At 47.2% G+C, this 23,734-nt stretch carries 23 protein-coding genes; 15 read left to right on the forward strand and 8 right to left on the reverse strand.

What is annotated here, in order from left to right:
- The first annotated feature begins 18 nt into the window (after positions 1-18).
- Genes P2W84_RS09245 through P2W84_RS09260 form a run of 4 tightly spaced genes read left to right on the forward strand, consistent with a single transcriptional unit; the run spans position 19 to position 4,593 of the window.
- Entirely contained in the window at positions 19-2,286 is a 2,268-nt protein-coding gene (locus tag P2W84_RS09245; protein WP_276089829.1) for a prolyl oligopeptidase family serine peptidase, read from the forward strand.
- A gap of 16 nt (positions 2,287-2,302) precedes the next feature.
- The gene (locus P2W84_RS09250; RefSeq protein WP_276089830.1) at positions 2,303-3,532 is read left to right on the forward strand and encodes a thioredoxin fold domain-containing protein; all 1,230 of its coding nucleotides are present in this window, start codon (positions 2,303-2,305) and stop codon (positions 3,530-3,532) included.
- Between the two features lie 22 nt (positions 3,533-3,554).
- Positions 3,555-3,920: an AraC family transcriptional regulator gene (locus tag P2W84_RS09255; protein ID WP_276089831.1), complete on the forward strand. Its 366-nt coding sequence runs from the start codon at positions 3,555-3,557 to the stop codon at positions 3,918-3,920.
- 22 nt (positions 3,921-3,942) lie between these two features.
- Entirely contained in the window at positions 3,943-4,593 is a 651-nt protein-coding gene (locus P2W84_RS09260; protein WP_276089832.1) for a cyclic nucleotide-binding domain-containing protein, read from the forward strand.
- A gap of 3 nt (positions 4,594-4,596) precedes the next feature.
- Here P2W84_RS09260 and P2W84_RS09265 read toward each other — a convergent pair whose 3' ends face one another.
- Positions 4,597-5,760, reverse strand: coding sequence for an ATP-binding protein (locus P2W84_RS09265; RefSeq protein WP_276089833.1), 1,164 nt, complete (start codon positions 5,758-5,760; stop codon positions 4,597-4,599).
- A gap of 89 nt (positions 5,761-5,849) precedes the next feature.
- Here P2W84_RS09265 and P2W84_RS09270 point away from each other — a divergent pair, with 89 nt between their 5' ends.
- From P2W84_RS09270 to P2W84_RS09280, 3 genes are all read left to right on the forward strand, one after another.
- Entirely contained in the window at positions 5,850-6,335 is a 486-nt protein-coding gene (locus P2W84_RS09270; protein ID WP_276089834.1) for a hypothetical protein, read from the forward strand.
- 154 nt (positions 6,336-6,489) lie between these two features.
- Positions 6,490-7,152 (forward strand): DUF6266 family protein, encoded by a 663-nt coding sequence (locus P2W84_RS09275; RefSeq protein ID WP_276089835.1) that lies wholly within the window; start codon positions 6,490-6,492, stop codon positions 7,150-7,152.
- 271 nt (positions 7,153-7,423) lie between these two features.
- The gene (locus P2W84_RS09280; protein ID WP_276089836.1) at positions 7,424-8,065 is read left to right on the forward strand and encodes a DUF6266 family protein; all 642 of its coding nucleotides are present in this window, start codon (positions 7,424-7,426) and stop codon (positions 8,063-8,065) included.
- On the opposite strand, the gene P2W84_RS09285 is transcribed toward P2W84_RS09280, so the two are convergent.
- The gene (locus P2W84_RS09285; RefSeq protein WP_276089837.1) at positions 8,062-8,625 is read right to left on the reverse strand and encodes an NAD(P)H-dependent oxidoreductase; all 564 of its coding nucleotides are present in this window, start codon (positions 8,623-8,625) and stop codon (positions 8,062-8,064) included. The genes P2W84_RS09280 and P2W84_RS09285 overlap by 4 nt on opposite strands.
- A gap of 81 nt (positions 8,626-8,706) precedes the next feature.
- Between P2W84_RS09285 and P2W84_RS09290 the strand changes: the two genes are divergently transcribed.
- Positions 8,707-9,144 (forward strand): peptidylprolyl isomerase, encoded by a 438-nt coding sequence (locus P2W84_RS09290; RefSeq protein ID WP_276089838.1) that lies wholly within the window; start codon positions 8,707-8,709, stop codon positions 9,142-9,144.
- 1 nt (position 9,145) lies between these two features.
- Complete coding sequence (locus P2W84_RS09295; RefSeq protein ID WP_276089839.1) at positions 9,146-9,682, forward strand: DUF5606 domain-containing protein; 537 nt, start codon at positions 9,146-9,148, stop codon at positions 9,680-9,682.
- Between the two features lie 26 nt (positions 9,683-9,708).
- On the opposite strand, the gene P2W84_RS09300 is transcribed toward P2W84_RS09295, so the two are convergent.
- The gene (locus tag P2W84_RS09300) at positions 9,709-9,834 is read right to left on the reverse strand and encodes a hypothetical protein (RefSeq protein ID WP_276089840.1); all 126 of its coding nucleotides are present in this window, start codon (positions 9,832-9,834) and stop codon (positions 9,709-9,711) included.
- Between the two features lie 52 nt (positions 9,835-9,886).
- Complete coding sequence (rlmH, locus tag P2W84_RS09305) at positions 9,887-10,360, reverse strand: 23S rRNA (pseudouridine(1915)-N(3))-methyltransferase RlmH (protein ID WP_276089841.1); 474 nt, start codon at positions 10,358-10,360, stop codon at positions 9,887-9,889.
- A 62-nt stretch (positions 10,361-10,422) separates the two neighbouring features.
- On the opposite strand from rlmH, the gene P2W84_RS09310 reads away from it, so the two are divergent.
- Genes P2W84_RS09310 through P2W84_RS09320 form a run of 3 tightly spaced genes read left to right on the forward strand, consistent with a single transcriptional unit; the run spans position 10,423 to position 14,112 of the window.
- Entirely contained in the window at positions 10,423-12,243 is a 1,821-nt protein-coding gene (locus P2W84_RS09310; protein ID WP_276089842.1) for a DNA mismatch repair protein MutS, read from the forward strand.
- A gap of 49 nt (positions 12,244-12,292) precedes the next feature.
- On the forward strand, positions 12,293-13,630 hold the full coding sequence (locus tag P2W84_RS09315; RefSeq protein ID WP_276089843.1) for a GH1 family beta-glucosidase: 1,338 nt from the start codon (positions 12,293-12,295) through the stop codon (positions 13,628-13,630).
- Positions 13,631-13,686: 56 nt separating this feature from the next.
- Positions 13,687-14,112: a DUF2007 domain-containing protein gene (locus P2W84_RS09320; protein WP_276089844.1), complete on the forward strand. Its 426-nt coding sequence runs from the start codon at positions 13,687-13,689 to the stop codon at positions 14,110-14,112.
- Positions 14,113-14,218: 106 nt separating this feature from the next.
- Here the strand turns inward: P2W84_RS09320 and P2W84_RS09325 are convergent, their stop codons facing one another.
- Together P2W84_RS09325 and P2W84_RS09330 are read right to left on the reverse strand one after the other, a co-directional pair.
- Positions 14,219-16,492: an aconitate hydratase gene (locus P2W84_RS09325; RefSeq protein ID WP_276089845.1), complete on the reverse strand. Its 2,274-nt coding sequence runs from the start codon at positions 16,490-16,492 to the stop codon at positions 14,219-14,221.
- Between the two features lie 273 nt (positions 16,493-16,765).
- Positions 16,766-17,383: a polysaccharide deacetylase family protein gene (locus tag P2W84_RS09330; protein WP_276089846.1), complete on the reverse strand. Its 618-nt coding sequence runs from the start codon at positions 17,381-17,383 to the stop codon at positions 16,766-16,768.
- A gap of 88 nt (positions 17,384-17,471) precedes the next feature.
- On the opposite strand from P2W84_RS09330, the gene P2W84_RS09335 reads away from it, so the two are divergent.
- The 3 genes from P2W84_RS09335 to P2W84_RS09345 all read left to right on the forward strand — a co-directional run bounded on the left by P2W84_RS09335 (position 17,472) and on the right by P2W84_RS09345 (position 21,273).
- On the forward strand, positions 17,472-18,812 hold the full coding sequence (locus P2W84_RS09335; protein WP_276089847.1) for a TolC family protein: 1,341 nt from the start codon (positions 17,472-17,474) through the stop codon (positions 18,810-18,812).
- A 42-nt stretch (positions 18,813-18,854) separates the two neighbouring features.
- Positions 18,855-20,198, forward strand: a complete 1,344-nt coding sequence (locus P2W84_RS09340) for an efflux RND transporter periplasmic adaptor subunit (RefSeq protein WP_276089848.1) — start codon at positions 18,855-18,857, stop codon at positions 20,196-20,198.
- A 76-nt stretch (positions 20,199-20,274) separates the two neighbouring features.
- Entirely contained in the window at positions 20,275-21,273 is a 999-nt protein-coding gene (locus tag P2W84_RS09345; protein ID WP_276089849.1) for an NAD(P)H-dependent glycerol-3-phosphate dehydrogenase, read from the forward strand.
- 83 nt (positions 21,274-21,356) lie between these two features.
- On the opposite strand, the gene P2W84_RS09350 is transcribed toward P2W84_RS09345, so the two are convergent.
- Both P2W84_RS09350 and P2W84_RS09355 read right to left on the reverse strand, forming a co-directional pair.
- On the reverse strand, positions 21,357-23,171 hold the full coding sequence (locus P2W84_RS09350) for a DEAD/DEAH box helicase (RefSeq protein ID WP_276089850.1): 1,815 nt from the start codon (positions 23,169-23,171) through the stop codon (positions 21,357-21,359).
- A gap of 81 nt (positions 23,172-23,252) precedes the next feature.
- Positions 23,253-23,711 (reverse strand): DUF4293 domain-containing protein, encoded by a 459-nt coding sequence (locus tag P2W84_RS09355; protein ID WP_276089851.1) that lies wholly within the window; start codon positions 23,709-23,711, stop codon positions 23,253-23,255.
- Positions 23,712-23,734 lie beyond the last annotated feature (23 nt).

Genomic DNA, 23,734 nt, shown 5'->3' on the forward strand with positions numbered 1-23,734 from the left:
CCTTTTCAAAACAACTATATGAACAATAGAACAATATTTCTAGTGTGCGGGATGCTTATTTGCTTTAGCACACGTGCTCAAGAGCAAAAGCCAGCCATCGGGATTTCTGGTCCTGAGAAATGGTCTTCGATAGGTTTTGAGAGTACGGTTATAAGTGACGACGGAAAGCATATTATGTATGCTATCGAGGAAAACGGAAATACTGGTATAACGCAGAAAGCTTTAATTGTAAAATCAATCGCTTCTGACTGGCAAAAAAGATATGAAGATGTAAATGCTTTTTCATTTAAATTTTCTCCTGATGGAAGATATGCCTTTTTCAAGAAGAGCGACGGAAAAAAATACCGCGTTGACCTTAACAGCCGGAAAGAAGAAATCTATTCTGCCAGGGACGATGATAACTTACTAATCCAAGAGGCCACAGAAGAATACGTCTTTTCAAAAAAGGCAGAAGCTCTGCCATCACCTGATCCTAATCTAGCTCGGGTAGATGTTTGGGGTTATGAAGATGCTAACTATGCTAACCCCTGGCGTAAAAGGAAGGACGTGTTGGAATATGACTATGTGACCAATAGATCTACCGGCAAAGGTTTCCAGCTTACTCATAAAAATGAACAAATCGTTCAAATAAAGGGTGAATGGGCGATTATCAGTTACTGTGAAGGTGGAGACTCCCCTACAGAAAAATTCTGGAACGATAAGGCTCGTGTAAAATACTACCTTACTTCATTGATTGACGGGACTAGAACATTTATTATGCGTGAGCCTAAGAGTGAAGGTACAACATATATACAGTTCTCTCCAGGTACAGGGTATATTGTTATTCCTGATAACGCGAATCTTTCCTATTCATGTTTTAATATCAAGACAAAAAGGCTATACGATATCTCAAAAGGCAAGAAAATTACAAGAAGAGGAGCAGGGCATATGGATGTAGAAATTTTGCCAATGGATTTTACATTTTTGTCAGACAGTACTTTGCTGTCTGGCGATGAGTATGACCTTTGGAAGCTGGACCTTAGAGGAGATGTTGCCCCAGTGAACTTAACGAATGGTTACGGCAGAGCTAATAAGATTGCTTTCCGTACTCAAAAAGTAAAGATTAAAACCGGAGAACGGAAATTGCATCGTGAAGTTAACGGGTACATTATTAATGCTTTCGACACTAAAAATAAGTCCTGGGGATTTTATAGCTTAAAAAATTTGAATGGCTCTAACCCCATAGAATTATCAATGGGGCCATACTACTATGGCGGTGAGTCAAATCCTATACTGAAGGCGGAAGGCTCGGATGTCTACATTGTTAAGCGCGAGACAGCTAAGGAATCTCCGAACCTATTCGCGACTCGTGATTTTAAAGCTTTTAAAAGATTAACTGATGTTAAACCTGAAAAGGAATACAACTGGTTAACCTCAGAGTTGGTCCATTGGACTGACTTAAATGGAAAGGGTTGCGACGGTATACTTTACAAGCCGGAGAACTTCAATCCAAACTTGAGATATCCTGTTGTTACTGTTATTTATGATGGATTCTCACAATTTCTCAATAGGTTTCCATTCTACAATGTCAACTCCTTGGGCCACGGCAACTTTTTGCCGGTCACTTGGTTGGCTAGTAATGGTTATCTAGTTTTCGTACCCGACATCACACTGCGTAGGCCAGGAAAGGTATTAATAGATACATACAATACACTAATTCCTGGAGTAAACCGTATCAAGTCGTTTCCATTTGTTAGTGAAAAGAAGATTGGCTTACAAGGTGCTAGCTGGGGCGGAATGCAGACAAATTATATCGTGACCCAATCAGACATTTTTGCTGCTGCTCATTCGGCAGCTGCATATTCAGAATACATTTCAAGTACCGGCTATTCTTCTGAAATATCGCCTGATTACAATATGCCGGGTAAAGGTGAATCTTTCGGGGGATTGATAACAGAAGTACCAGAAAATTACGTAAGTCAATCTGCGTTGTTTCTTGCTGAGAAAGTGACTACGCCGTTATTGATCAGACATAACAGACAGGATCCATTGCCTTTCTATCAAAGCTTGCAATATTTTAGATTACTTCGAAGGCTTGGCAAGAAAGCCTGGTTGTTGCAATATGACGATAGCGAACATGGTTTGCAAAAAGGAAAAAGCATGACAGATTGCTACCTCAGAATTTCCCAATTCTTCGATCATTACTTAAAAGATAAACCAGCTCCTAAGTGGATGACGCAAGGCATCCTTCCAGATCTAAAGCAAGTTGACTCGGGACTTGAACTGGATCCAGGCGTAGAACCATAAATTTAAAACTTATCATATGAAAAACTTAATTACAACATTTTTTGCTGTGATACTGGCTGTGATTGCTCATGCCCAGGGAATTCGCTTTGAAGATTCGCTAAACTGGAAACAGATAACAGACAAAGCGAAAATGGAAAACAAATACATCTTCATGGATGCTTACGCGAGTTGGTGCGTTCCCTGTAAGGAAATGGATGCCAACACATTTCCCAAAAAAGAGGTCGGTGACTTTATCAATGAAAGGTTTGTCTCCGTAAAAGTTCAGATGGACCAATTGAAGAACGATAATGACAAAGTGAAGAGTTGGTATGTTGACGCAAAGGAAATTTCTGGAAAATATGAGGTAAGCGCTTTTCCGACAATCTTGATATTTAATACTTCCGCAGAACTTGCCGGAAAGATTCTCGGTTTTCGGGATGCAAATGAATTAATAGCGGAAGCCAAAAAGATCATTGAAGACAGTGAAGCTTTTGAACCGAAATATCGGGCGTACCTTGCAGGCAAGAATGATTCTGCGTATGTGAAAGCGTTGGTAGTGGAAGCGGACAGAATAGGAAGAAAGGGATTGGCCCATACCCTCGCGCAGAAATACATAAATAACTTATCTGAATCAGAATTATTTAAGCCTCATAACTTGGTGTTTACATACGTTCATACCAGTAAATCGACCGATAGAGGATTTAAAATTTTCAGAAACCAGGCAAAGAAGGCAGACGATATTTTCGGGCCGAAATTCAGGAGGCCCTCTAAGCGACTCGTGGATAAGATTATTTATGGAGAAGAGATTGAGCCTTATGCTAAATCAGGAAATGCTGACTGGGAGAAAATACTTTCAACAATCAAAAAGAAATACGAAGCTCTTGATGATGAATATTATTACGGTATACGCATGTATTATGCTTCGGAAAATAAACTTTGGGATGAGTTCGGTAAATTCTATGCCCTGTACTACAAAACTGCTTTTAATCACAGCGCTTATCATATCAACAATATCTCTTGGTGGGTTGCTCAGTACGTTAATGATCCTTCTGTCCTTGATGTAGCTGTAAATACCATGAAATACAATAATGAGCACTATGATATGGATAACGCCGGCGCATGGGACACCTATGCAAACCTGCTTTATAAAGCGGGTCGGAAAGCTGAGGCTATTGCTGCACAGGAGAAAGCTGTTGAGTTGTCAAAAAATGGGAAAGAGTTTGTAGATACGTTGGAGAAAATGAAGGCGGGAGCTAAGATTTGGTGACATAGGAAAACAATATCATTCGATGCATAGCAGGCTTATGATGGTTCGGTTTCTGTATCTGCTGGAATGTCACTTCCGTGACGAACACCAGCCAATGTTCTATGCCTCGGCGATGAATATGACGCTGTTCCAGATCAACAACCTTACCCGAAAAGAGCTCGGTAAAAGGGTCTATGAGTGTATTCAGGACAGAATTCACAATGAAGCGCTTCATCTCCTCCTACATTCATCCCTGAAAGTAAGCGAGATTGCGTATACCATTGGCTGTTATGACCATGGGCATTTTACGAGGAGTTTTAAGAAGAGGGAAGGGGTTTCGCCGGTGCAGTACAAGAGATCTCTCGCTGCGCTCGGCATGACGAGCGGAAGCTGCGCAACCTCGAGATGACCAATTTAAATTAACGACAACATTGAATATAAATTTAAGAGCAAGACTGGACCCGGCGGTCCTGAACAGGAAGACTTTTGACCGGATGATCCGGTACATATCGCGTTTTAAAGCGATGAATCCGGAGAGCGTAGATTACCTGTCGGAGGTAATGAAGGCGGGTTTGTGTAAACGAAAATTTAAGTTTCCGCACCATGCACAGGGCGAGCATGTAGAGACGGCTTATTACATTGGCAGGGGTTATATTGTAACCTATGCAGAGGTGCGCGGATCGGTGCATGTGGTGGGCATTTATGGTGAGGATGAGATTGTGGGCGGCTTTTCTTTTGTGACGGGGCAGCCGAGCCCTTACAACATCCGGATTGTAAAAGACACTTATGTTTTAGCGATCAGCAAGGCCGATCTGGAGGAAGGTTGCAGAAGGGTGAAGGGCCTGGAAGAGCAGGTGCGGCTTACACTGGGCGGTTTTGAAGCGCGCAAAGTGGAACGTTTGGTAACGAAGAATTTGCCGATAGAGGAGGCGGTGCTGAAGTTTTACGGGAAGCATCCGGGCTTGCTGCACAGCGGATTGGTACCGCTGGAGGAGATCGCGAGTTTTCTGGGTATGGGGCGTACTACGCTTGCGGAAGCAAAGGGAAGACTGATTGAAAAAGGATTGTTGCCGGGGAAGTGATGATCAGGGACTAATGCTGTTCCAACTGTTGATGGTATAATTGGTGCGCTGCTGGTTTTCATTGCCGCCGTAAACGAGGGTCTTACGTATGTTCAGGTTAGGTACCAGAGATTCAAAGTAATCCATTTCCTTAAACAAGTCGGCTGAAATGGTCTGTGTTGCTTTTACTTCAAAGATATCGAAACCATTATGGGTTTTCACAAGCAAGTCTACTTCGCGCTTGTTGCTGTCTTGCCAAAAACTGTAATCTTTGTGAAGGTACTGATGATAGTTTTGTTTTTGGAATTCTGCAATGACCATATTTTCGAAGATATTGCCTTTTAATCTGTTCTGAACGAGGTCTTCACTATTCCTGATGTGTAGAAGGTAGGTGAGCAGGCCGGTATCGTAGAAGTATAGTTTTGGGCTTTTTACCAGCCTTTTATTGAAGTTCTGATGATAGGGTTGTAAAAGGAAAACAAGGTAACTGCTTTCCAATATGGATAACCACGCTTTTGCTGTTGGCTGTGAGATGCCGCACTCGTTGGCAAGTGAGCTGACATTCAATAGTTGTCCGGCCCTGGCGGCACAAAGCCCCAGGAAGGTGCGAAACAGGCCGAGATCGCGGATGTTCAGAAGCTCCGTTACGTCTTTTTGGACATATGTTTCCAGGTAGTTGGCATAGAATACAACCGGCTCTATGTTTCTGCTATATATCGGGGGATAAAAGCCTTTTATGGCGGCTTCTAAATAGGAGGAGCTGAAGTGTTCTGTTGCTTTCAGTTCGGTGAAATCGAATGGAAGAAGTTTGAATAAGGCGACTCTGCCGGCAAGTGTTTGGGTGATATTGCTAAGCAGGTGAAAATTTTGGGAGCCGGATAAGATGAACTGTCCCATTTTTCCACTTTCATCTACGATGCGCTGCAGGTAGGAAAATAGGCTTGGTACGCGCTGGACTTCATCGAAGATGATCTGATCGCTGTAGTTTTTCAGGAACCCTATGGGGTCATTTTCTGCAAAAGACCGGAGGTCTGGATCTTCGAGAGATACATATTTGTAGTTTGGGAAAATTTGTTTTAGCAGGGTAGTTTTTCCGGATTGCCTGGGTCCCGTTAACGCAAGTATCGGGAATTTGCTTTGTTGTAGCTCTATTTGATTGTAAATCTGTCTTTTAATGAATGCAGTCATCGTGTAAATATAGGTATATTTTGAAATTGCATAAGATTTATTTTCAAATTACATGAAGTTTGTTTTGAATTTACATAAAAATTGAAGGTTTGTTTAAGGTAAATTCCGGTTTCAGTACGGGAATGGACGATGCCAGGGCAGGGAAGCGATATAGCTTTGCACCTCAAGAATCTATGAAGACATCTCTATCTAACAAACAATTAACGCTCATCATTAGTATTTACACGATGAGCAGTGGCCGTAAGGCCTGTCTGGTTTTCAGAAAGCCAGACCAGAATTTCAGGATTACGTTGCACAACCCGCTGCATTTTGTGGCAGAGCTGGAGCAACTGGCCCGTGCAGTTGAAGCTGGCGGCAGGACAGACTTTACCTGCGACCTGCGTGTATGCAGGGGTAAAGGCTGGAGGTTCTCTGTCCGGTATGTAAACGGTGCAATTGACCTGCAGCTTGAACCGGCAGCGGGTGAAGGCGAGGTAAACGTAAACAGGTTCAGATGGGACGGCGGCCCTTCAGATTTTACCGCTGCTATTTACTATTTAACCAATGCAATGAACAGAAACCGGAAGATCGGTTGAGGATTTCTGCTGCCGCTTCCAGGAAGTGGCGCCTTTTAAAAAGAGGGTAATTTGCTCGCCCTTAAGGAGCTTCATCACGGCCCCGGCGGTTGTTCATATCAAATTAGTTTGCCGGGGCACGTGGTGTTTTTAACCCATTAAAAATTGAATAAGAATGGGAAAGTTTAAACAGGGCATTCTGGGTAATGTCTCGGGTTTGGTAGGTAACGCGGTGTTTTCAAAATGGCGTGGTATCAACGTGGTAAAGGAGCGCCCGACTCCGACTACCAAACCGGCAACCTTGCCGGTGCTGGCTGCAAGGGCGGCCTTTACCTTAATGAACAATTTTATGAATGAGGACTGCGCCCCGCTGTTTGCCGTTGGCTTCCAGTCTGTGGAGAAAGGCATGACACCTTTTAACAAGGCGTTTTCGCAGAACCGCAGGGAGGCGGTGACGGGTGTTTACCCTGCGCTGTCGATCGACTATGCCAAAGTGGTGTTTGCACAGGGGAGGCTGCTTTCGGTAGCGGCTCCGGTACTGGCCACAACGGTGGATGCGCAGATCGACGTGAGTTGGGAGAACAATGCACCTGCTCCGGTGGTGCCGGCTGATCCGCTGGACCCGAATGATGACAAGATTACGCTTGTGGTCTATTGCCCGTTGAAGCAGGGCTGGGCAATAAGACAGGGAGCTGCCGAACGGAGCGCAGAGGGGTATGACCTGCAGGTGCCTGCGTCGTGGTCAGGGTCTGTTGTACATGTCTGGTGTTACTTTGTAAGGAGTGATGGAATGAAGGTCTCTGACTCGGTTTACGCGGGGCAGCTTGAAGTGCAGTAAGTTAGTGCTCCGTCATTGCGAGAATGCGTAGCTTTCGAAGCAATCTCTGACAAGCGAGTGAGGGATTGCTTCGTCGTTCCTCCTCGCAATGACGGATTAAAAGGCAAGAGGTCCCTCGTTCCTCGGGAAGACGGAACTGGAAGGGATGACGGAACTGAAAGGGATGACGGAACTGGAAGGGATGACGGAACTGGAAGGGATGACGGAACTGAAAGGGATGACGGAACTGAAAGGGATGACGGAATGTTTAATAATTGGGTAGATATATATTATGGCAAAATATAAAAGTGGAATCATAGGGCCGCTTAGCGGCAAGATGGGCAATGCGGTGGCGGTGAACTGGCGCGGTGTCGAGTATTTGAGGGAGGCGCCGGATAAGCGGGGAAGCAATGGTACCGGGAAGCAGCTGGAGCAGCGTTTTAAATTTGCGTTGGTGTCGGGCTGGCTGCAGCCTTTGCGAGACGTGATCTGGGTAGGTTACGGAAATTTTAAAGGGAGCAAGACGCCGATGAACGGCTGTATTGGCTACCACCTGGTACATGCGCTGAAGCAGGACGATGAAGGAGTCTGGGCAATTGACTTTGAAAAGGCGGTATTTAGCCGCGGAGAACTGCTCATGTCTTATGTATATGAAGTGCAGATTTCTGCCGGAAGGGTGCTGAAGATCAGATGGGAGGGCTCCGGAAACTCCGTTTTTTCTGCTCCGGACGATAAGGCGACTTTTATCGTTTATAGTCCTGACTGCAGGCAGTTCGCAATTTTTGACCGGGTATGTGACCGCGGGGCATCCGGGACGGACTTAAAACTACCGGTTGTTTTTGCAGGCAGCTGTGTGCAGGTGTGGATGCATTACGTAAACATAACAGGAGATGCGGTAAGTACGACTTTGTACCTGGGTAAATTGGAGGCTTAACTGGTTCCGGCCATCAGCTGTTTGGCTTTGATGCACCACAGCAGTTCGCCGATAAATTTCTGCGCCCTTTTGTCAGTTGCTTCTTTGTCGGCTGGTATGCCTTCTTCGCTGTAGTTATTCTGTACCTGCGCCACCGGGAACATGGCAGGAACAACCCAGGCGCCGATCTTCCACAGGGAGAACAAAAGCGAGGTGGTTACCTGCGCACCCCCGAAAGGGCCTGCCGATACCGTGGCCATGGCAATGGGCTTGCGCTGCCATTCCTTATACAGCAGGTCTACCACGTTTTTGAGGCTTGCGGGGTAACCGCCGTTGTATTCCGGTGTCACCAGGACAATCCCGTCGGCTGCCTGGATTTTCTGCTGAAACCTGAGGACTTTTTCGCCGGGATTGCTCATGTACTGTAACCTTTCTTCAAAGACAGGGAACTGGTATTCGTTGAGGTCTGCGATCTCTGCTTCTGCAAGCTCGTTTTCACGGATATACTGCTGAAAGTAAAGCGCTACCCGGTGGCTGTTGCGGCCCTGGCGTACGCTGGCGGAAAGAATAAGGATATGCATCGCAGGTGTATTTTTACGAATATAAGGCTTCTTGGATATAAAGCCAATTTTAGCTAAGTTTGGCATTTTACAAGAAAAACAATGAGCAAAGCAATAATCAAGACAGAGAAAGGTGACATGACTGTTCAGTTTTACGATCAGGATGCCCCAAATACCGTAGCTAACTTTTTGAAACTGGCTAAGGAAGGTTTTTATGACGGTGTGACCTTTCACCGTGTGATCCCTGACTTTGTGATCCAGGGTGGTGATCCTACCGGTACAGGTGCTGGTGGTTCGGGTGTGCGCATCAAATGTGAATTGGATGGTGGCAATCAGTACCACGACCGCGGAGTCTTGTCTATGGCGCATGCCGGACGCGATACCGGAAGTTCCCAGTTTTTCATTTGCCACAGCCGTAACAATACTGCGCACCTAGACCGTAACCATACCTGCTTTGGTAAGGTGATCGAGAATGTGGATGTGGTAGACGACATCAGACAAGGGGACAAGATTTTAGGAATTGACGTTATTGAAGAATAATATGAATTTAAGAGGAATCGTAGCGGTATCGGGAAGGCCGGGCCTGTTCAGGCTGGTTGGACAGAATAAGGCTGGTTATATATTGGAGAGCCTGGACGCACAAAAGGTAAAGATCGTCGCTAACCTGGCTACAGCCAAACTGGCTTCGCTGGAGGACATTACGGTGTATGGTGAGGATGAAGACCTTAAGCTTGCGGATGTATTTACGAACATTGCTGCAGCCAGCGAGGTACCGGACGGTAAGGCCGATGCTGCTGCTTTAAAGAAACTGTTTGAGGAGGTGGTGCCTGCATATGACCGTGATAAGGTATACACTTCTGACATGAAAAAAATTGTTAGCTGGTACCATATTCTGAAGGATACGCCTGCATTTACCGAGGAGCTGCCTGCGGAAAACGGGCCTGAAGCGGTTAAGGTAGAGGATAAGCCTGCGGAGAAGAAGCCAAAAACGCCTAAACCGGCTGCAAATGCCAAGGCACCGGCCAAAACGGCCCAGCCTGCGAAAAAAGCGAATATGACGAGTAAGAAAGGGGTTTAGTAACCCCTTTTTTTATGGTGTTACGCTTATACCAGGAACCAGATCAGCAGGAAGGCGACTATAGATATAATGATCGCGATGGTGTAGCTGAGCTTATGTTTACTCTGGTCGCTTTTGTAGCGGTATTTTCTTTTATAATCTGATAATTGCATCTTGTTTTCTCCTTTTTCTAAAGATGCCTTCCGGCCTGGGTTTCCATAAAAATTACTCGTGATGGTAGGGCTCTCCCCTGAGGATACTGAATGCCCGATAGAGTTGTTCTGCGAAGAACAGACGTACCATCTGGTGGGAAAAGGTCATATCTGACAGGGACAGGCTACCGTTTGCCCTTTTGTAAATGGTCTCGTCAAAACCGTAAGGCCCGCCGATCACGAATACCAGTTGTTGAACACTGCCGATCATCTGTTTGTTCAGATAGTTTGCAAATTGCATGGAAGTGTATTTTTTTCCTTTTTCGTCGAGAAGGATAACGGTATCGCTGTTGCTGAGCTGTTTGAGGATAAGTTCGGCTTCCCTGCTTTTCTGCTGTGCTTCGCTGAGGTGTTTGGTATTTTTAAGTTCGGGGATGACGGTCATGCTAAACCCGATGTAGTGTTTGAGCCTGGACAAATATTTTTCTATGCCTTCCGTTAGGTATTTTTCTTCAGTTTTTCCTGTAACAAGCAAAGTTATTTTCATCTAATTCAGCGGCAGATTACGAATTGCCTATATTTATCAAACATAGCCAAAACCGGGTTAATATGGAGAAAACGAGGCAGGATATTTTAACGGAATATGAACGTAGGGTGCGTGTGCAACGAAAATTGCTGGGTGATCTGCAGCGCAGGCTGGACAGGACATCTTTTTCGCGGCTGGGTGTGTTCATCGCAGAGGGCTTGCTGGTGGCGCTGATGATCAGGCTGGGCTATTCCTGGATCTTCATTCCGCTGTTGCTCGGGCCGGTATTGTTGTTTTTGTACCTGGTAAAGCGCCAGGCAGGTTTGCTGGACGATAAAGAATATGCGGCTAAATTACTCTGGGTGTATGAGAACGAGGTAGCCATATTCAATGGGGAGGCGAACGGCTATGATCATGGGACTGCTTTTGTAGATGATGCGCATCCTTATGCTTCAGATCTCGACATATATGGCAGGGGCTCACTTTTCGCGATGATCAACCGGGGGAAAACGGAGGACGGGCTTAGTTTGCTGGCTGCTGCCTTGGGCAGCTTTCCTGCGGACACTGGCGCGATGTTGCAGCGGCAGGTGGCGGTTCGTGAGATTGCGGAGGCGATTGACGCAACTTTTGATTTCAGGGCTTTACTACAGGATCATGATCTTGCGCAGATGCGGCAAATCAAAGATAAATTGCAGTACCAGATGCCTGCACAATTGGCTTTCACGCGGAAGTCCTGGCTGCGGCCTTATGTAAAGGTAATGCCTTTCGTCATGTTCGGGCTGCTGTTTGCGGCGATTGTTTATGGCGGGCTGTTGTGGAATATTTTCGGGTTGGTGGCTTTGCTGAACGCTGTGGCGGTGGTTTCGGTGATCGGTCGGGTGAACCAGTTGTATTATGGTTTTGGTGACAGCTCGAAGTCGCTGGACCGTTTTGCCTCGACCATAAAATGGACGGAGACGCGAGCATGGAAAAGCCCCTATATTGAACGGTTCTTCGCCGGGCAGCGGTCTTCGGGGGTGAGTGGGGAAATTAGGGAACTGGCGGCGATCATCAGGGATTTTGATGCGCGGCTGAATTTGGTGCTGGCACCTGTGCTGAGCGTGATGCTGTTGTGGGACCTGCGTTGTTCCTTCCGGCTGGCCGACTGGTATGAGCGGGCTTCGGATGACCTGATGCGGGGCCTGATGCGGGTAGGCCAGTTTGAGGAGCTGGTATCGCTGGCGACCTTGCTGTACAATGAACCGGGATGGGTTTTCCCCGTGCTGAATAAGGATTTTGGATGGAAAGCGCAGGCGCTGGGGCATCCGCTGATCGCGGCCGGCGAGCGTGTGACGAATGATTTTTCGCTGGGAGCAGAGCCGACGGTAGATATCGTGACGGGTTCGAACATGGCGGGGAAGAGCACTTTCCTGCGTACGGTAGGGGCAAATATGGTGCTGGCCTATGCAGGTGCGCCGGTTTGTGCGGCGGCCTTGTCGCTTTCGGTGTTCAGGCTGGTTTCTTATATGCGCATCAGGGATTCGCTGAATGACCGTACTTCAACTTTTAAGGCGGAACTGAACCGGTTGAAGATGATCCTTGAACTGACTGCTGAAGCGGAGAATGCCTTTGTGCTGATTGATGAAATGTTGCGGGGGACCAACAGCAGGGACAAGTTTCTGGGTTCGGGCGTTTTTATCGAGAAGCTGATCGCACAACGGACGCCGGCGCTTTTCGCGACGCATGACCTGCAGCTTTCGGAGTTGCAGGAACGCTATCCTGATGCGGTAAGGAACTATCATTTCGATATCAGGATAGAAGCGGGTGAAATGGAGTTTGATTATCAACTGAAGACTGGCCCTTGTAAGACCTTTAATGCTGCTTTGCTGCTGAAGCAAATCGGGCTAAGTTTGAGTGAGGCTTAATGCTAATTTAACAATAGAGTCGCATCTTACGCGCTATACAATTGAGTACATGATCAGTTCATCAGATTTTGGGGCGGACTTCCTCTGGGGTGTGGCAGTGGCTGCAGCGCAGATTGAGGGCGCAGCGGATGTATATGGGCGGGGCGCTTCGATCTGGGACACTTTTTCAAAGCGTTCGGGCAAGATCAGGAACGGTCACCATCCGGCGGTAGCCTGTGATTTTTATCACCGGTATGCAGCTGATATCCAGATGGTGAAAGCACTCGGGTTTAAGGTGTTCAGGTTTTCGCTTTCCTGGTCGAGGATCATGCCTTTTGGCAGAGGCCGTGTGAATATGGAGGGTGTGCGTTTTTATCATGAGGTAATAGATGCCTGTCTGCGTGAAAACCTGGTGCCTTATGTGACGCTTTATCACTGGGACCTGCCTGAAGTTCTGGAGCAGGAGGGGGGCTGGACGGCATATGGCATTAACCATGCTTTTAACGAGTTTGCCTCATTTTGCGCCCGGACCTATGGCGATAAGGTAAAGAACTGGATCGTACTGAATGAACCTTTTGGCTTTACTTCGCTGGGCTATATGCTGGGGATCCATGCGCCGGGCAGGACCGGTCTGACTAATTTCTTTTCAGCAGTGCACCATACTGCGCTGGCGCAGGCGGATGGCGGCAGGATTCTGCGGGCAGAGGTGAGCAGCGCCAATATCGGTACGACATTTTCCTGCTCGGAGGTAATGCCTTATACCGACAGTGATGCGGACCTCATGGCTGCGCGCCGGTTTGATAGTCTGATGAACCGTCTGTTCATAGAACCGGCGCTGGGTATGGGATACCCGGAAACCGACTGGGAGGTACTGGAGAAGTTCAAAATACAGCATTCTACCTGGCGTCATACACAGCGGATGGCCTTTGACTTTGACTTTATCGGGCTGCAGAATTATTTCCCCATCACGGTAAAATACAATGCCTTTGTGCCGATACTGCAGGCCTGGGAGGTGAAAGCGGTGAACCGCCGGAAACCGCATACGGCGATGGGCTGGGAGATCAATGCCGATAGTTTTTACAACATCATTAAGCAGTTTGCGGCTTATCCGGGTGTGAGGAGGCTGATGATCACGGAGGGCGGGGCGGCTTACCGGGATAAGCTGGTGCAGGGCAAGGTACATGATGTTGAGCGGATCGCTTACTTTGAGCTTTACCTGGAGGCGCTGCTGCGGGCAAAACGTGAAGGAATTCCTGTAGATGGCTACCTGGTGTGGACCCTGATGGATAACTTCGAATGGGCGGAGGGTTATAACGCCCGTTTTGGCCTGGTGCATGTGGATTTCAGGACGCAGGAACGGGTGATCAAGGATTCGGGATATTGGTTTCGCGAGTTTCTGGGTCGTTAAGGAAAAAATCAGTATCTTCAGAATGCCAGCCTGATTTACCATTAACTGATTTCATCATGAGCAAGATCGTTGTTTACGAAACTTTCTATAATCCCATCGAGGCCAATATCATTAAGTCTAAGCTGCTGGACAGTGGGGTACAGTGTTTTCTTTCCGATGAAAATACGTTGACGGTGAATCCTTTGTATAACCAGGCACTGGGTGGGGTTAAATTGCATGTGTTTGAACATGACGTGCCGCTGGTGAAGAGTATTTTGGCCGAAAGCGGTGCGGAGGGAGCGGAAGATTTTGAGAATGCTGAGGATGCGGAGGGTGTATCGGGTATGACTTGCCCGAATTGCGGATCTGATCATGTGGGCTATGTTCAGGCTACAAAGGAGCGGTTTGGCATTCTGACCATACTGGTGTCTTTGCTGCTGCTGGTGTATCCGTTCAGGGCAAAGAAAGTACATCATTGTTTTAATTGCCAGCACGAATTCTAAGAATAAACAATAAGTTCAGCAATTCATAAAAAAACTCCCGCCTGAAAAGCGGGAGTTTTTTTATTGTGGACCCGTTTGGGGGTCTTATGATTAAGTTTGCCAGGAATTAGCCTTTTGCAGCTGCTTCCCTGCGGATGATGTTCAATGCGCCACCCGCTTTGAACCACTCGATCTGTTGTGCATTATAGCTGTGGTTTACAGCGATCTCGTCTGTAGTGCCGTCAGCATGGTGCAGTACCAGGGTAAGTGGGGTATTCGGTGCAAAGGTGGTCAGTCCGATGATGTCAACTACATCGTCTTCAAGGATCTTGTCGTAATCTTCCTTATTAGCAAAAGTCAATGCGAGCATGCCCTGCTTTTTCAGGTTGGTCTCATGGATACGGGCAAATGACTTTACCAGTACCGCACGCACGCCAAGATGACGTGGTTCCATCGCTGCGTGTTCACGGCTGGAGCCTTCGCCATAATTTTCGTCACCTACTACGATCGATCCCAGACCTGCAGCCTTGTACGCACGCTGGGTGGCCGGTACCGGGCCGTATTCGCCTGTAAGGGCGTTTTTGACCAGGTCAGTTTTTTCATTATAGTAGTTAACGGCACCAATAAGCATGTTGTTGGAAATGTTATCGAGGTGACCGCGGAACTTCAGCCAAGGACCGGCCATGGAGATATGGTCGGTAGTACATTTGCCTTTGGCCTTGATCAGGAGTTTAAGGCCTTTCAGGTCGGTGCCTTCCCATGCTGCGAAAGGATCGAGCAATTGCAGACGGTGCGAGGTTGGTGAGACGATCACCTGTACGCCACTGCCGTCTTTTGCGGGTTCCTGGTAGCCGGCATCCTCAACTGCGAAGCCATTTACCGGAAGCTCGTAGCCTGATGGCTCATCAAGTTTCACCTGTTCACCTTTATCGTTGGTCAGGGTGTCAGTGATCGGGTTGAAGCCCAGATCGCCTGCAATGGCCAGTGCGGTAACGATCTCCGGAGAGGCCACAAAGGCAAAGGTATTCGGGTTACCGTCCGCACGTTTTGCGAAGTTCCTGTTGAAGGAATGCACAATCGTGTTTTTCTCTTGTTTTTCAGCACCAACCCTGTCCCACATGCCGATACATGGGCCGCAGGCGTTAGTAAATACCTTGGCTCCGATGTTTTTGAACACGTCCATAAAGCCATCGCGCTGTATCGTGTAACGTATTTGCTCCGAACCAGGGTTAATACAGTACTCTGCTTTAGACTGCAGGCCTTTTTCTGCTACTTGTTTGGCCACGCTGATGGCGCGGGAAATGTCTTCATAAGAAGAGTTAGTACAGGAGCCGATCAGGCCCACTTCAACCTTGGTTGGCCAGCCGTTTGCAACAGCAATCTCTTTCATTTTGGAGATCGGGGTAGCCAGGTCTGGTGTAAAAGGTCCGTTCAGGTAAGGCTCGAGCTCGGATAGGTTGATCTCGATCAGCTGATCAAAATATTTCTCAGGTTCTGCATACACTTCAGGGTCACCTGTCAGGTATTCTTTGATGGAGTTTGCCGCGTCGGCTACATCGGCGCGATTGGTAGCACGCAGGTAGCGTTCCATGCTTTCGTCATATCCGAAAGTAGAGGTGGTAGCGCCAATCTCCGCGCCCATATTACAGATAGTGCCTTTTCCGGTACAACTCATACCGGTCGCACCGTCACCAAAGTATTCAACAATTGCACCCGTGCCGCCTTTTACGGTAAGGATACCGGCAACTTTAAGGATCACATCTTTTGCAGAGGTCCAGCCATTGAGTTTTCCGGTCAGCTTAACGCCGATCAGTTTAGGGAATTTAAGTTCCCAGGGAAGCCCGGCCATGACGTCACAGGCGTCTGCACCGCCGACACCGATGGCTACCATACCCAACCCACCCGCGTTTACGGTGTGGGAGTCGGTGCCGATCATCATGCCTCCGGGAAACGCATAATTTTCAAGTACGACCTGGTGGATAATACCTGCACCAGGTTTCCAGAAGCCGATACCATATTTATTGGATACTGATGCCAGAAAATCGAATACTTCCTTGCTTTCGGTATTTGCCGCAGGCAAGTCTACCTCAGCTCCGTTCTTGGCTGTGATCAGGTGGTCGCAATGTACTGTAGAAGGAACAGCTACCTTTGGCCTGCCTGCCTGCATGAACTGCAACAGGGCCATCTGTGCCGTAGCGTCCTGCATGGCCACACGGTCAGGTGCAAAATCCACATAATCGGTACCCCTTACGTAAGCGGTGCTCGCATGTCCGTCCCAAAGGTGGGCGTAAAGAATTTTTTCTGAAAGTGTTAAAGGTCTGCCTACTATTTTGCGTGCCGCTTCTACGCGAGGGCCGAAGTTTGCATACACCTTTTTGATCATTTCTATATCAAAAGCCATTGATAATTAGGTTAAAAGGGTAAGTACTTATAAAATTTAGCGAATTTACAAAAAAAAACAGGCGGAGGGGATCATCTCCGGGTCATTGTATTATTTATATATGTTCTAAATAGCTTTGTTCGGCTGTTTTAAACCATGCATGTATATGCAGTCCGGTAGCGTACAGTACTGTCCGGTTATGAACGGTATACATTTTCGGTCTGCTGCTAAATTGTTGATATTGAATTTATTGCGTGTTTTTACTTCTCTGGCCTGCAAATTGGCATTCAGGTGTCAAAGCGCACGGAACTGGTAGCCCCTGGCGCTGAAGTGATGCAGCAGCCCCGGAAGGGCGTGCTTTAACCGGTCGAAGGCTTTAATGCTGTCGTGAAAGACAACAATGGAGCCGTTGGTGGTGTGCCGGAGTACATTCTGCAGGCATTTTTCAGGTGTCAGACTTTGATCGAAATCGCCACTGAGGACATCCCACATGATGATTTCCATACCGGGAACGAGCTTGCGGATGCCGCTGGCCTGCGTTTTTCTGATCCTGCCGTAGGGTGGACGGAACAGCCTGGTCTGTGTGAGCTGCTGACACTGGCTGAAGTTGTCGAGGTAGGTGTCATCGGGGGTAGCCCAACCGCGGAGGTGATTGTAGGTGTGGTTACCGATGGAGTGGCCGTCGTTCTTTATCTTGCTGAAAATACCGGGATGTTTACGGATGTTGTCGCCAATGCAGAAAAATGTGGCTTTGGCGCTGTACGTTTTTAAAGTTTTTAAGACGAATTCTGTAACATCAGGGATCGGGCCATCGTCAAAGGTGAGATAAATGACTTGTTCATCCCGGTTTTTATGCCAGGTAAGCGATGGGTAATACCATTTCAGCAAAATGGGGGATTTGACAAGGTACATGCCCAAACTTAGAAAAAAATGCAGTTGGTGTACCCGAAAATTTACAAAATGAATAAGTTGTTTATATTAATATTGTGAAATTTAAATTATGAAAAAGCTTACCTTAATTATTACACTTGCACTGTTGACTATTTGCTATATCGATACAGCAGCGCAGGAGGTGATCACGATACAGCAAGCTATTGAAAATACGCTCAATAATAATCTGCAGATAAAAAAGTCCAGGCTGAGCGAAGATGTGGCGTTTGAAAATTTCCGTCAGTCCAGACTGGCTATTTATCCGAGCCTGAATGCCGGGCTGAACCAGGACATGGGATGGGGCCGTAACAACCTCGGTAACACCGGTATTTACGAGAACACGCAAAACTATAGTTTCAGACCCGGGGCTTCGGCGTCTGTAGATATATTTAACGGGTTTGCGAAACTTAACCAGATCAGGCAAAACAAGATTCTGCTCGAAGTGGGTAAAGCGAACACTGATAAGGTAAAAAATGACCTCATCCTGCAGGTGGTAACTTCATACATGGACATTCTTTATAATCGGGACCGGTTAAAGGCCGCCAGGCAGCAGCTTGAAGTGGCCAATCTGCAGTTGAAACAACAACAAGAGCTTCTGGATGTAGGGAATAAGACACTTGCCGACATTGCTGAGACACGCGCATTGGTGGCAACTGCAGAACTTGATGTGACCACGGCGGAAAATGCACTGTCGATCTCTTTAATTATCCTGGCCCAGTTGATGGATATCCCTTCTGATACGAGATATGAAGTTCAGGCACCCTCAATCGATACTTTTAAGGAGCCGACAATGGTATTCTCAGCGGAGCAGGTTTACCAGCAGGCATTGAACATATACCCCGATATCAAATTGGCGGGGCTCAGGACTGCATCTGCAAAAAAGGATATTGACATCTCCAAAGGCGGTTATTTTCCAAGAGTTACATTGAGCGGCAGCTATGGGTCATTTTACAACTATAATTATAACCTGTCTGCTAATGAAAACGCACACTTCTGGAACCAGATCAAGAACAATGTTTCGAAGGGGGTTGGCCTTGGGATCTCGATTCCGATATTTAATGGCCTGCAGACCCGCATTACCGTGAAGCGTGCGAAGATTAACTACATGCAATACCAGGTAGATGAACAGCTGGCCAAAAATAACCTGAACAAGATTGTTTATCAGGCAGTTGCCGATCTGAAAGCCGCAAGAAGTACTTACGAGTCCGCAACCAAAACATTTAACGCCCGCAGTGAAGCTTTTGTCGTGACCGAGCAGCGCTACAATGTGGGACTGGTGAATTCCCTGGATTTTAATACATCGCAGACAAATAGAAATAAAGCGGAGATCGACATGATCAGGGCAAAATATGACCTGCTGTTTAAGGCAAAGGTGATTGATTATTACCTGGGCAAGCAGATCGTATTCTAAGACCGGAGCAGATAATAGAAACACATATAAAACCAATAACTGATGAAACTGAAGACCATATTGATAATCGTAGGCGCATTGGCGGTGCTGCTGGCTATAGCCAAATTTACCGGCCTGATCGGGGGCGAGAAAGTGGAAAAGGTAACTGTGGAAAAGGCGGCCGTGAAGGAGGTGATCGAAACGGTTACTGCCAGTGGAAAGATACAGCCTGAAACTGAAGTGAAGCTGAGTTCTGAGGTTTCGGGTGAGGTTACGGAACTTTTGGTAAAGGAGGGGGACATCGTCAAAAAGGGACAATTGCTGATCCGCGTGAGGCCGGATGTCCTGAAATCTGGCTTTGACAGGGCTGTGGCAGCCAATAGCTCGCAGCGGGCCAGCGTAGCTGCTGCACAGCAGATACTTCAGCAAAACCAGGCCAATTTTGTAAATGCAGAGGCAACTTATAAACGTAATGTTGAACTTCACGGTAAGAAAGTGATTTCCGCAGCTGAGTTCGATGCGGCGAAGGCTGCCTACCTCACCGCCAAGACCAATCTGGGCCGTGCCAGGGAAGATTATACCGCTGCGAAGTTTCAGCAGGCGCAGACTGCCGCAAATGTTCAGGAAGCAGGCGCCAATTTGGCCAAGGCAACGATCTATGCTCCTGTTGACGGCGTCATCTCCAAGCTTTCGGTTGAACTAGGAGATCGTATCCTGGGTACCGCACAGATGGCGGGTACAGAAATTATGAGGATATCTAACCTGAATTCTATGGAGGTAAATGTCGATGTAAACGAAAATGACATTAACCGGGTAAATGTAAATGATAAGGCTACCATTGAGGTAGATGCATTTGCGGACAGGAAGTTTAAAGGGATAGTTACCGAGATCGCCAGTTCTTCGAAAGATGTTGGAACGGCGACATCTACCGACCAGGTGACGAATTTTGTGGTGAAAGTGCGTATACTGACAGAGTCTTATAACGACCTGAAGGAAGGCGCAAGAGATTTACCCTCACCTTTCAGGCCCGGGCTGAGTGCTACTGTGGATATCGAAAGCGAAACGGTGAAAGGATTGTCGGTACCTATCCAGGCAGTATTTACCGATGACAACCAGGCAAAGCCGAACACAGAGCCGAATAATAATAATGACTCTGGTAAGCAGAAGTCTAAGCTGACGGACAAGACGATAAAACAATATGTTTATGTGTATGGCAGTGATGGTAAGGTAAAGAAGACAGAAGTAACGACCGGTATACAGAACGACCAGTATATTGTGGTCAAATCTGGCCTGAAGGCGGGAGAAGAAATCGTGACAGGCCCGTATTCCGCAATCCAGGGCCGGTTAAAAGATGGCGCAAAGGTTGAAAAAACGACTAAGGACCAGTTGTTTGCTGCTCCAAAATAAAATGATCGGACTTCAATCGTTTTAAATAACTAAATTGCCCCGGCTAAAATAAGCCGGGGTTTTTTATTTTTTTGCTATGGTACCTAGAGTTGCAATGATTGGCGGTGGTAGCTGGGCTACAGCGATTGTCAAGATGCTTTCGGATAATTTCGCTGCGAAGGAGATCTACTGGTGGATGCGGAATGTGACAGCAATTGAACACATCCGTAAATATAAACACAATCCGAGTTACCTGAGTTCTGTAGAGGTCAGGATACCGGAAGATAATATTTCCAATGACCTGTCCGGTGTGATCGCTGCAGCGGATTATATTATTCTTAATGTGCCTGCCGCCTTTCTGAAGGAAACGCTGGCCGCGATTGGCCCTGAGGCGCTGAAAGGTAAGAAAGTGGTTTCTGCAATTAAGGGGATTGTACCTGAAGACAACAGCATTGTGGGTGAATTTATCCATAACAACTATGGCGTGCAACTGGAAGATATCCTGGTGATCAGCGGCCCTTGTCATGCAGAGGAAGTTGCGCTGGAAAAGCTGTCTTATCTCACTATTGCGGGCATAGATACGGCGCTTGCATCACGTTTCGCAGGACTGGTTTCTACCAGGTATATCAAAGCGAATGTGTCCGATGACATCTTCGGTACAGAGTATGCAGCCGTTCTTAAGAACATTTACGCAGTTGCCAGTGGCATTTGCCATGGCGTTGGATATGGAGATAATTTTCAGGCTGTACTCATCGCCAATGCGATCCGGGAAATCAAACGGTTTGTAGATGCTGTGCATCCGATATCAAGGGACATTAATGAATCTGCTTACCTGGGTGACTTGCTGGTTACGGCATATTCTCAATTTAGCCGCAACCGTACCTTTGGTAACATGATCGGAAAGGGGTATACAGTGAAATCGGCGCAGCTGGAAATGAATATGATCGCAGAGGGGTATTATGCGGTAAAATCTATGCATCATGTGAATAAGAAGTATAAGGTAGATATGCCGATCAGCAGAGCCGTCTATGCAGTTCTGTATGAAAAGCATAGTCCGCAGATTGAAATGAGGCTGCTGACAGAACAACTGAGTTAAATATCCGTTGCGGAGTATAACAGGTAAAGAAAAGCCCCGGTCAGTATAACTGCACCGGGGCTTTTCTTTTATTCGTACGCTATCTATCTGCGCCTTCCGCTTTCGCGCTTTCCATGCCGTTCTTCACGGCTTCTGCCGGAATAGTCTCTGAAGCCACCGTTGCTGCCGCCCTCACGCCTTCCGCTTTCACGTTTTCCTCCGAAGCTTTTTCGCTCTCCGTCGCGACGTTTGCTGCCATTATAGCTACCGCCGCCGCGGCTTTTGGATTCACCTTCAGCTGTCTGTTCTATCCGCACGCCGCGGCCATTAAAGTCTACGTTCCTGAAGTTATTCAGCAGGCCGTCTACAGCTGTATTTTCGATATCAAAGAAAGAGTATACACCTTTCAGGTCAATCTTCCCGATAGATTTTCCGCTGATCTTTCCGTTGTTACAAACGAAAGACAACAGGTCGCCGCGGGTAAAGTCGTCTACTGAGCCCAGGTTGATGAACATTCTGGTGTAACCGTCGTCGTTGCGTACGCGGCTTCCGCGCTCTGGCCTTTCACCATGCTCACCGCGGCGCTCTTCGCTGACGTTCAGGTCGGGCGCGTTTTTATAATACTCCAGGAATCGGTTGAATTCCAGCGAGGCAAAGCGTTTGATCACTTCTTCTTTGCTCAATTCCGAGAATTCATCCATAATGCGTGGGATGTACTGCTCGATCTGAGCTTCATTTACTTCCACGTTATGTACTTTGTGTACCAGTGCAAACAGTTGTTTTTCACACACATCAAAGCCGGTAGGCAGATCTGCCTTGGTAAACTTCTTGCCAATGATCTTTTCGATCTGACGGATCTTTCCGAGTTCCTTTGAATTGATGATGCAAATGGATACACCTGTTTTTCCGGCGCGGCCGGTCCGCCCGCTTCTGTGGGTATAGCTTTCTACCTCATCAGGAAGGGCATAATTGATCACGTGGGTAACATTGTTTACATCGATACCCCTCGCCGCTACGTCGGTAGCGATCAGCAGTTGCATGCTGCGGTCACGGAACCGTTGCATGACTTTGTCGCGTTGTTGCTGGGAAAGGTCGCCGTGCAGTGCATCGGCATTGTATCCGTCCTTGATCAGGTGTTCCGCTACTTCCTGGGTATCAATTTTGGTTTTGCAGAATACGACACCGAAGATCTCGGGATTAAAGTCTACGATGCGTTTCAGAGCAGCATATTTATCCCTTGCACGGACGATATAGTATTCGTGCTCAATATTTACGTTACCTGTATTCTTGGTGCCCATGGTAAGTTCTACCGGGTCTTCCATGTAATTGCGGGCGATCCGCCTTACTTCTGGTGGCATGGTGGCCGAGAACAGCCATGTTTTTTTGTCGTCAGGTGTGGTTGACAGAATGTCGTTGATGTCTTCCTGGAAGCCCATGTTGAGCATCTCATCTGCTTCGTCCAGTACAACGTAGCTCACGTCACTGAAGTCTATCGCCTTACGGCGGATGATGTCCAGCATACGGCCTGGAGTGGCTACGACGATCTGTACGCCTTGCCTGATTTCACGGAGCTGCTGTACAATGTTGGCACCGCCATAAACGGCTACCACATTTGCCCCCGGAATGTTCTTGGAGAAATTCCTGATGTCGCCTGTGATCTGTAAGCATAGCTCCCTGGTAGGGCACAGGACGAGTGCCTGGGGCTTTCTTATGCTAAAGTCGATCAATTCTAACAGCGGCAAGCCAAATGCTGCTGTCTTTCCTGTTCCTGTTTGGGCCAAACCAACAAAATCGTTACTGCCCTCTAACAGTACAGGAATACTTTGTTCCTGAATAGGAGTTGGGTTTTCAAATCCCAGGTCCTTTATGGCATTAACAACGTCATCACTTATCCCCAAATTACTAAATGGGTTTATCATGTATATAAAATTAAGCCGCAAAGGTACGGTTAATAATCCGTATTTTCGGTGTTGTTAACTAAATAAAAATGAGGGGGTTAGTTATCTGAGTCTGTCCGCTGACCGCAGTAATTGTTCGTCTTTGCGTATTCCTCTGAAGGCAAGTACACAAAATACAACCGAAAGCAGGGGCAAAATAATGCCTATTCCGAAGGATGCACTTTCCAGTCCGCCTGGTATCTTGCCTGCATAGCTGACGGTCCAGAAGGAAAGGCCCGCGATAAGGATGATGACTGTACTGATGATCCGTTTTTGCACCGTGCGGTTTCTGAAGCTGAAAATAGCCGCAAAACAAATAAGCGCAGTAACCAGGACGCCTGTGTATAATGGACGGAAGGTTTCTATCTTTTGTGCCGTTCCGTTGCTTTGCTGGTATAATCCCGTAACAGTGACCCAAAATTCAGAACCACTGTTTTGATTGCTTGCCACCGGTAACAATAACAACAAAACCAACGATAGACTGGCTAAAAACAGCCATATAGACTGAACCCTTTGTATCATATCAAATCCACAATTTCAACAAA

The organism is Pedobacter sp. JY14-1 (assembly GCF_029269825.1).
In the GTDB taxonomy this organism is placed as follows: domain Bacteria; phylum Bacteroidota; class Bacteroidia; order Sphingobacteriales; family Sphingobacteriaceae; genus Pedobacter.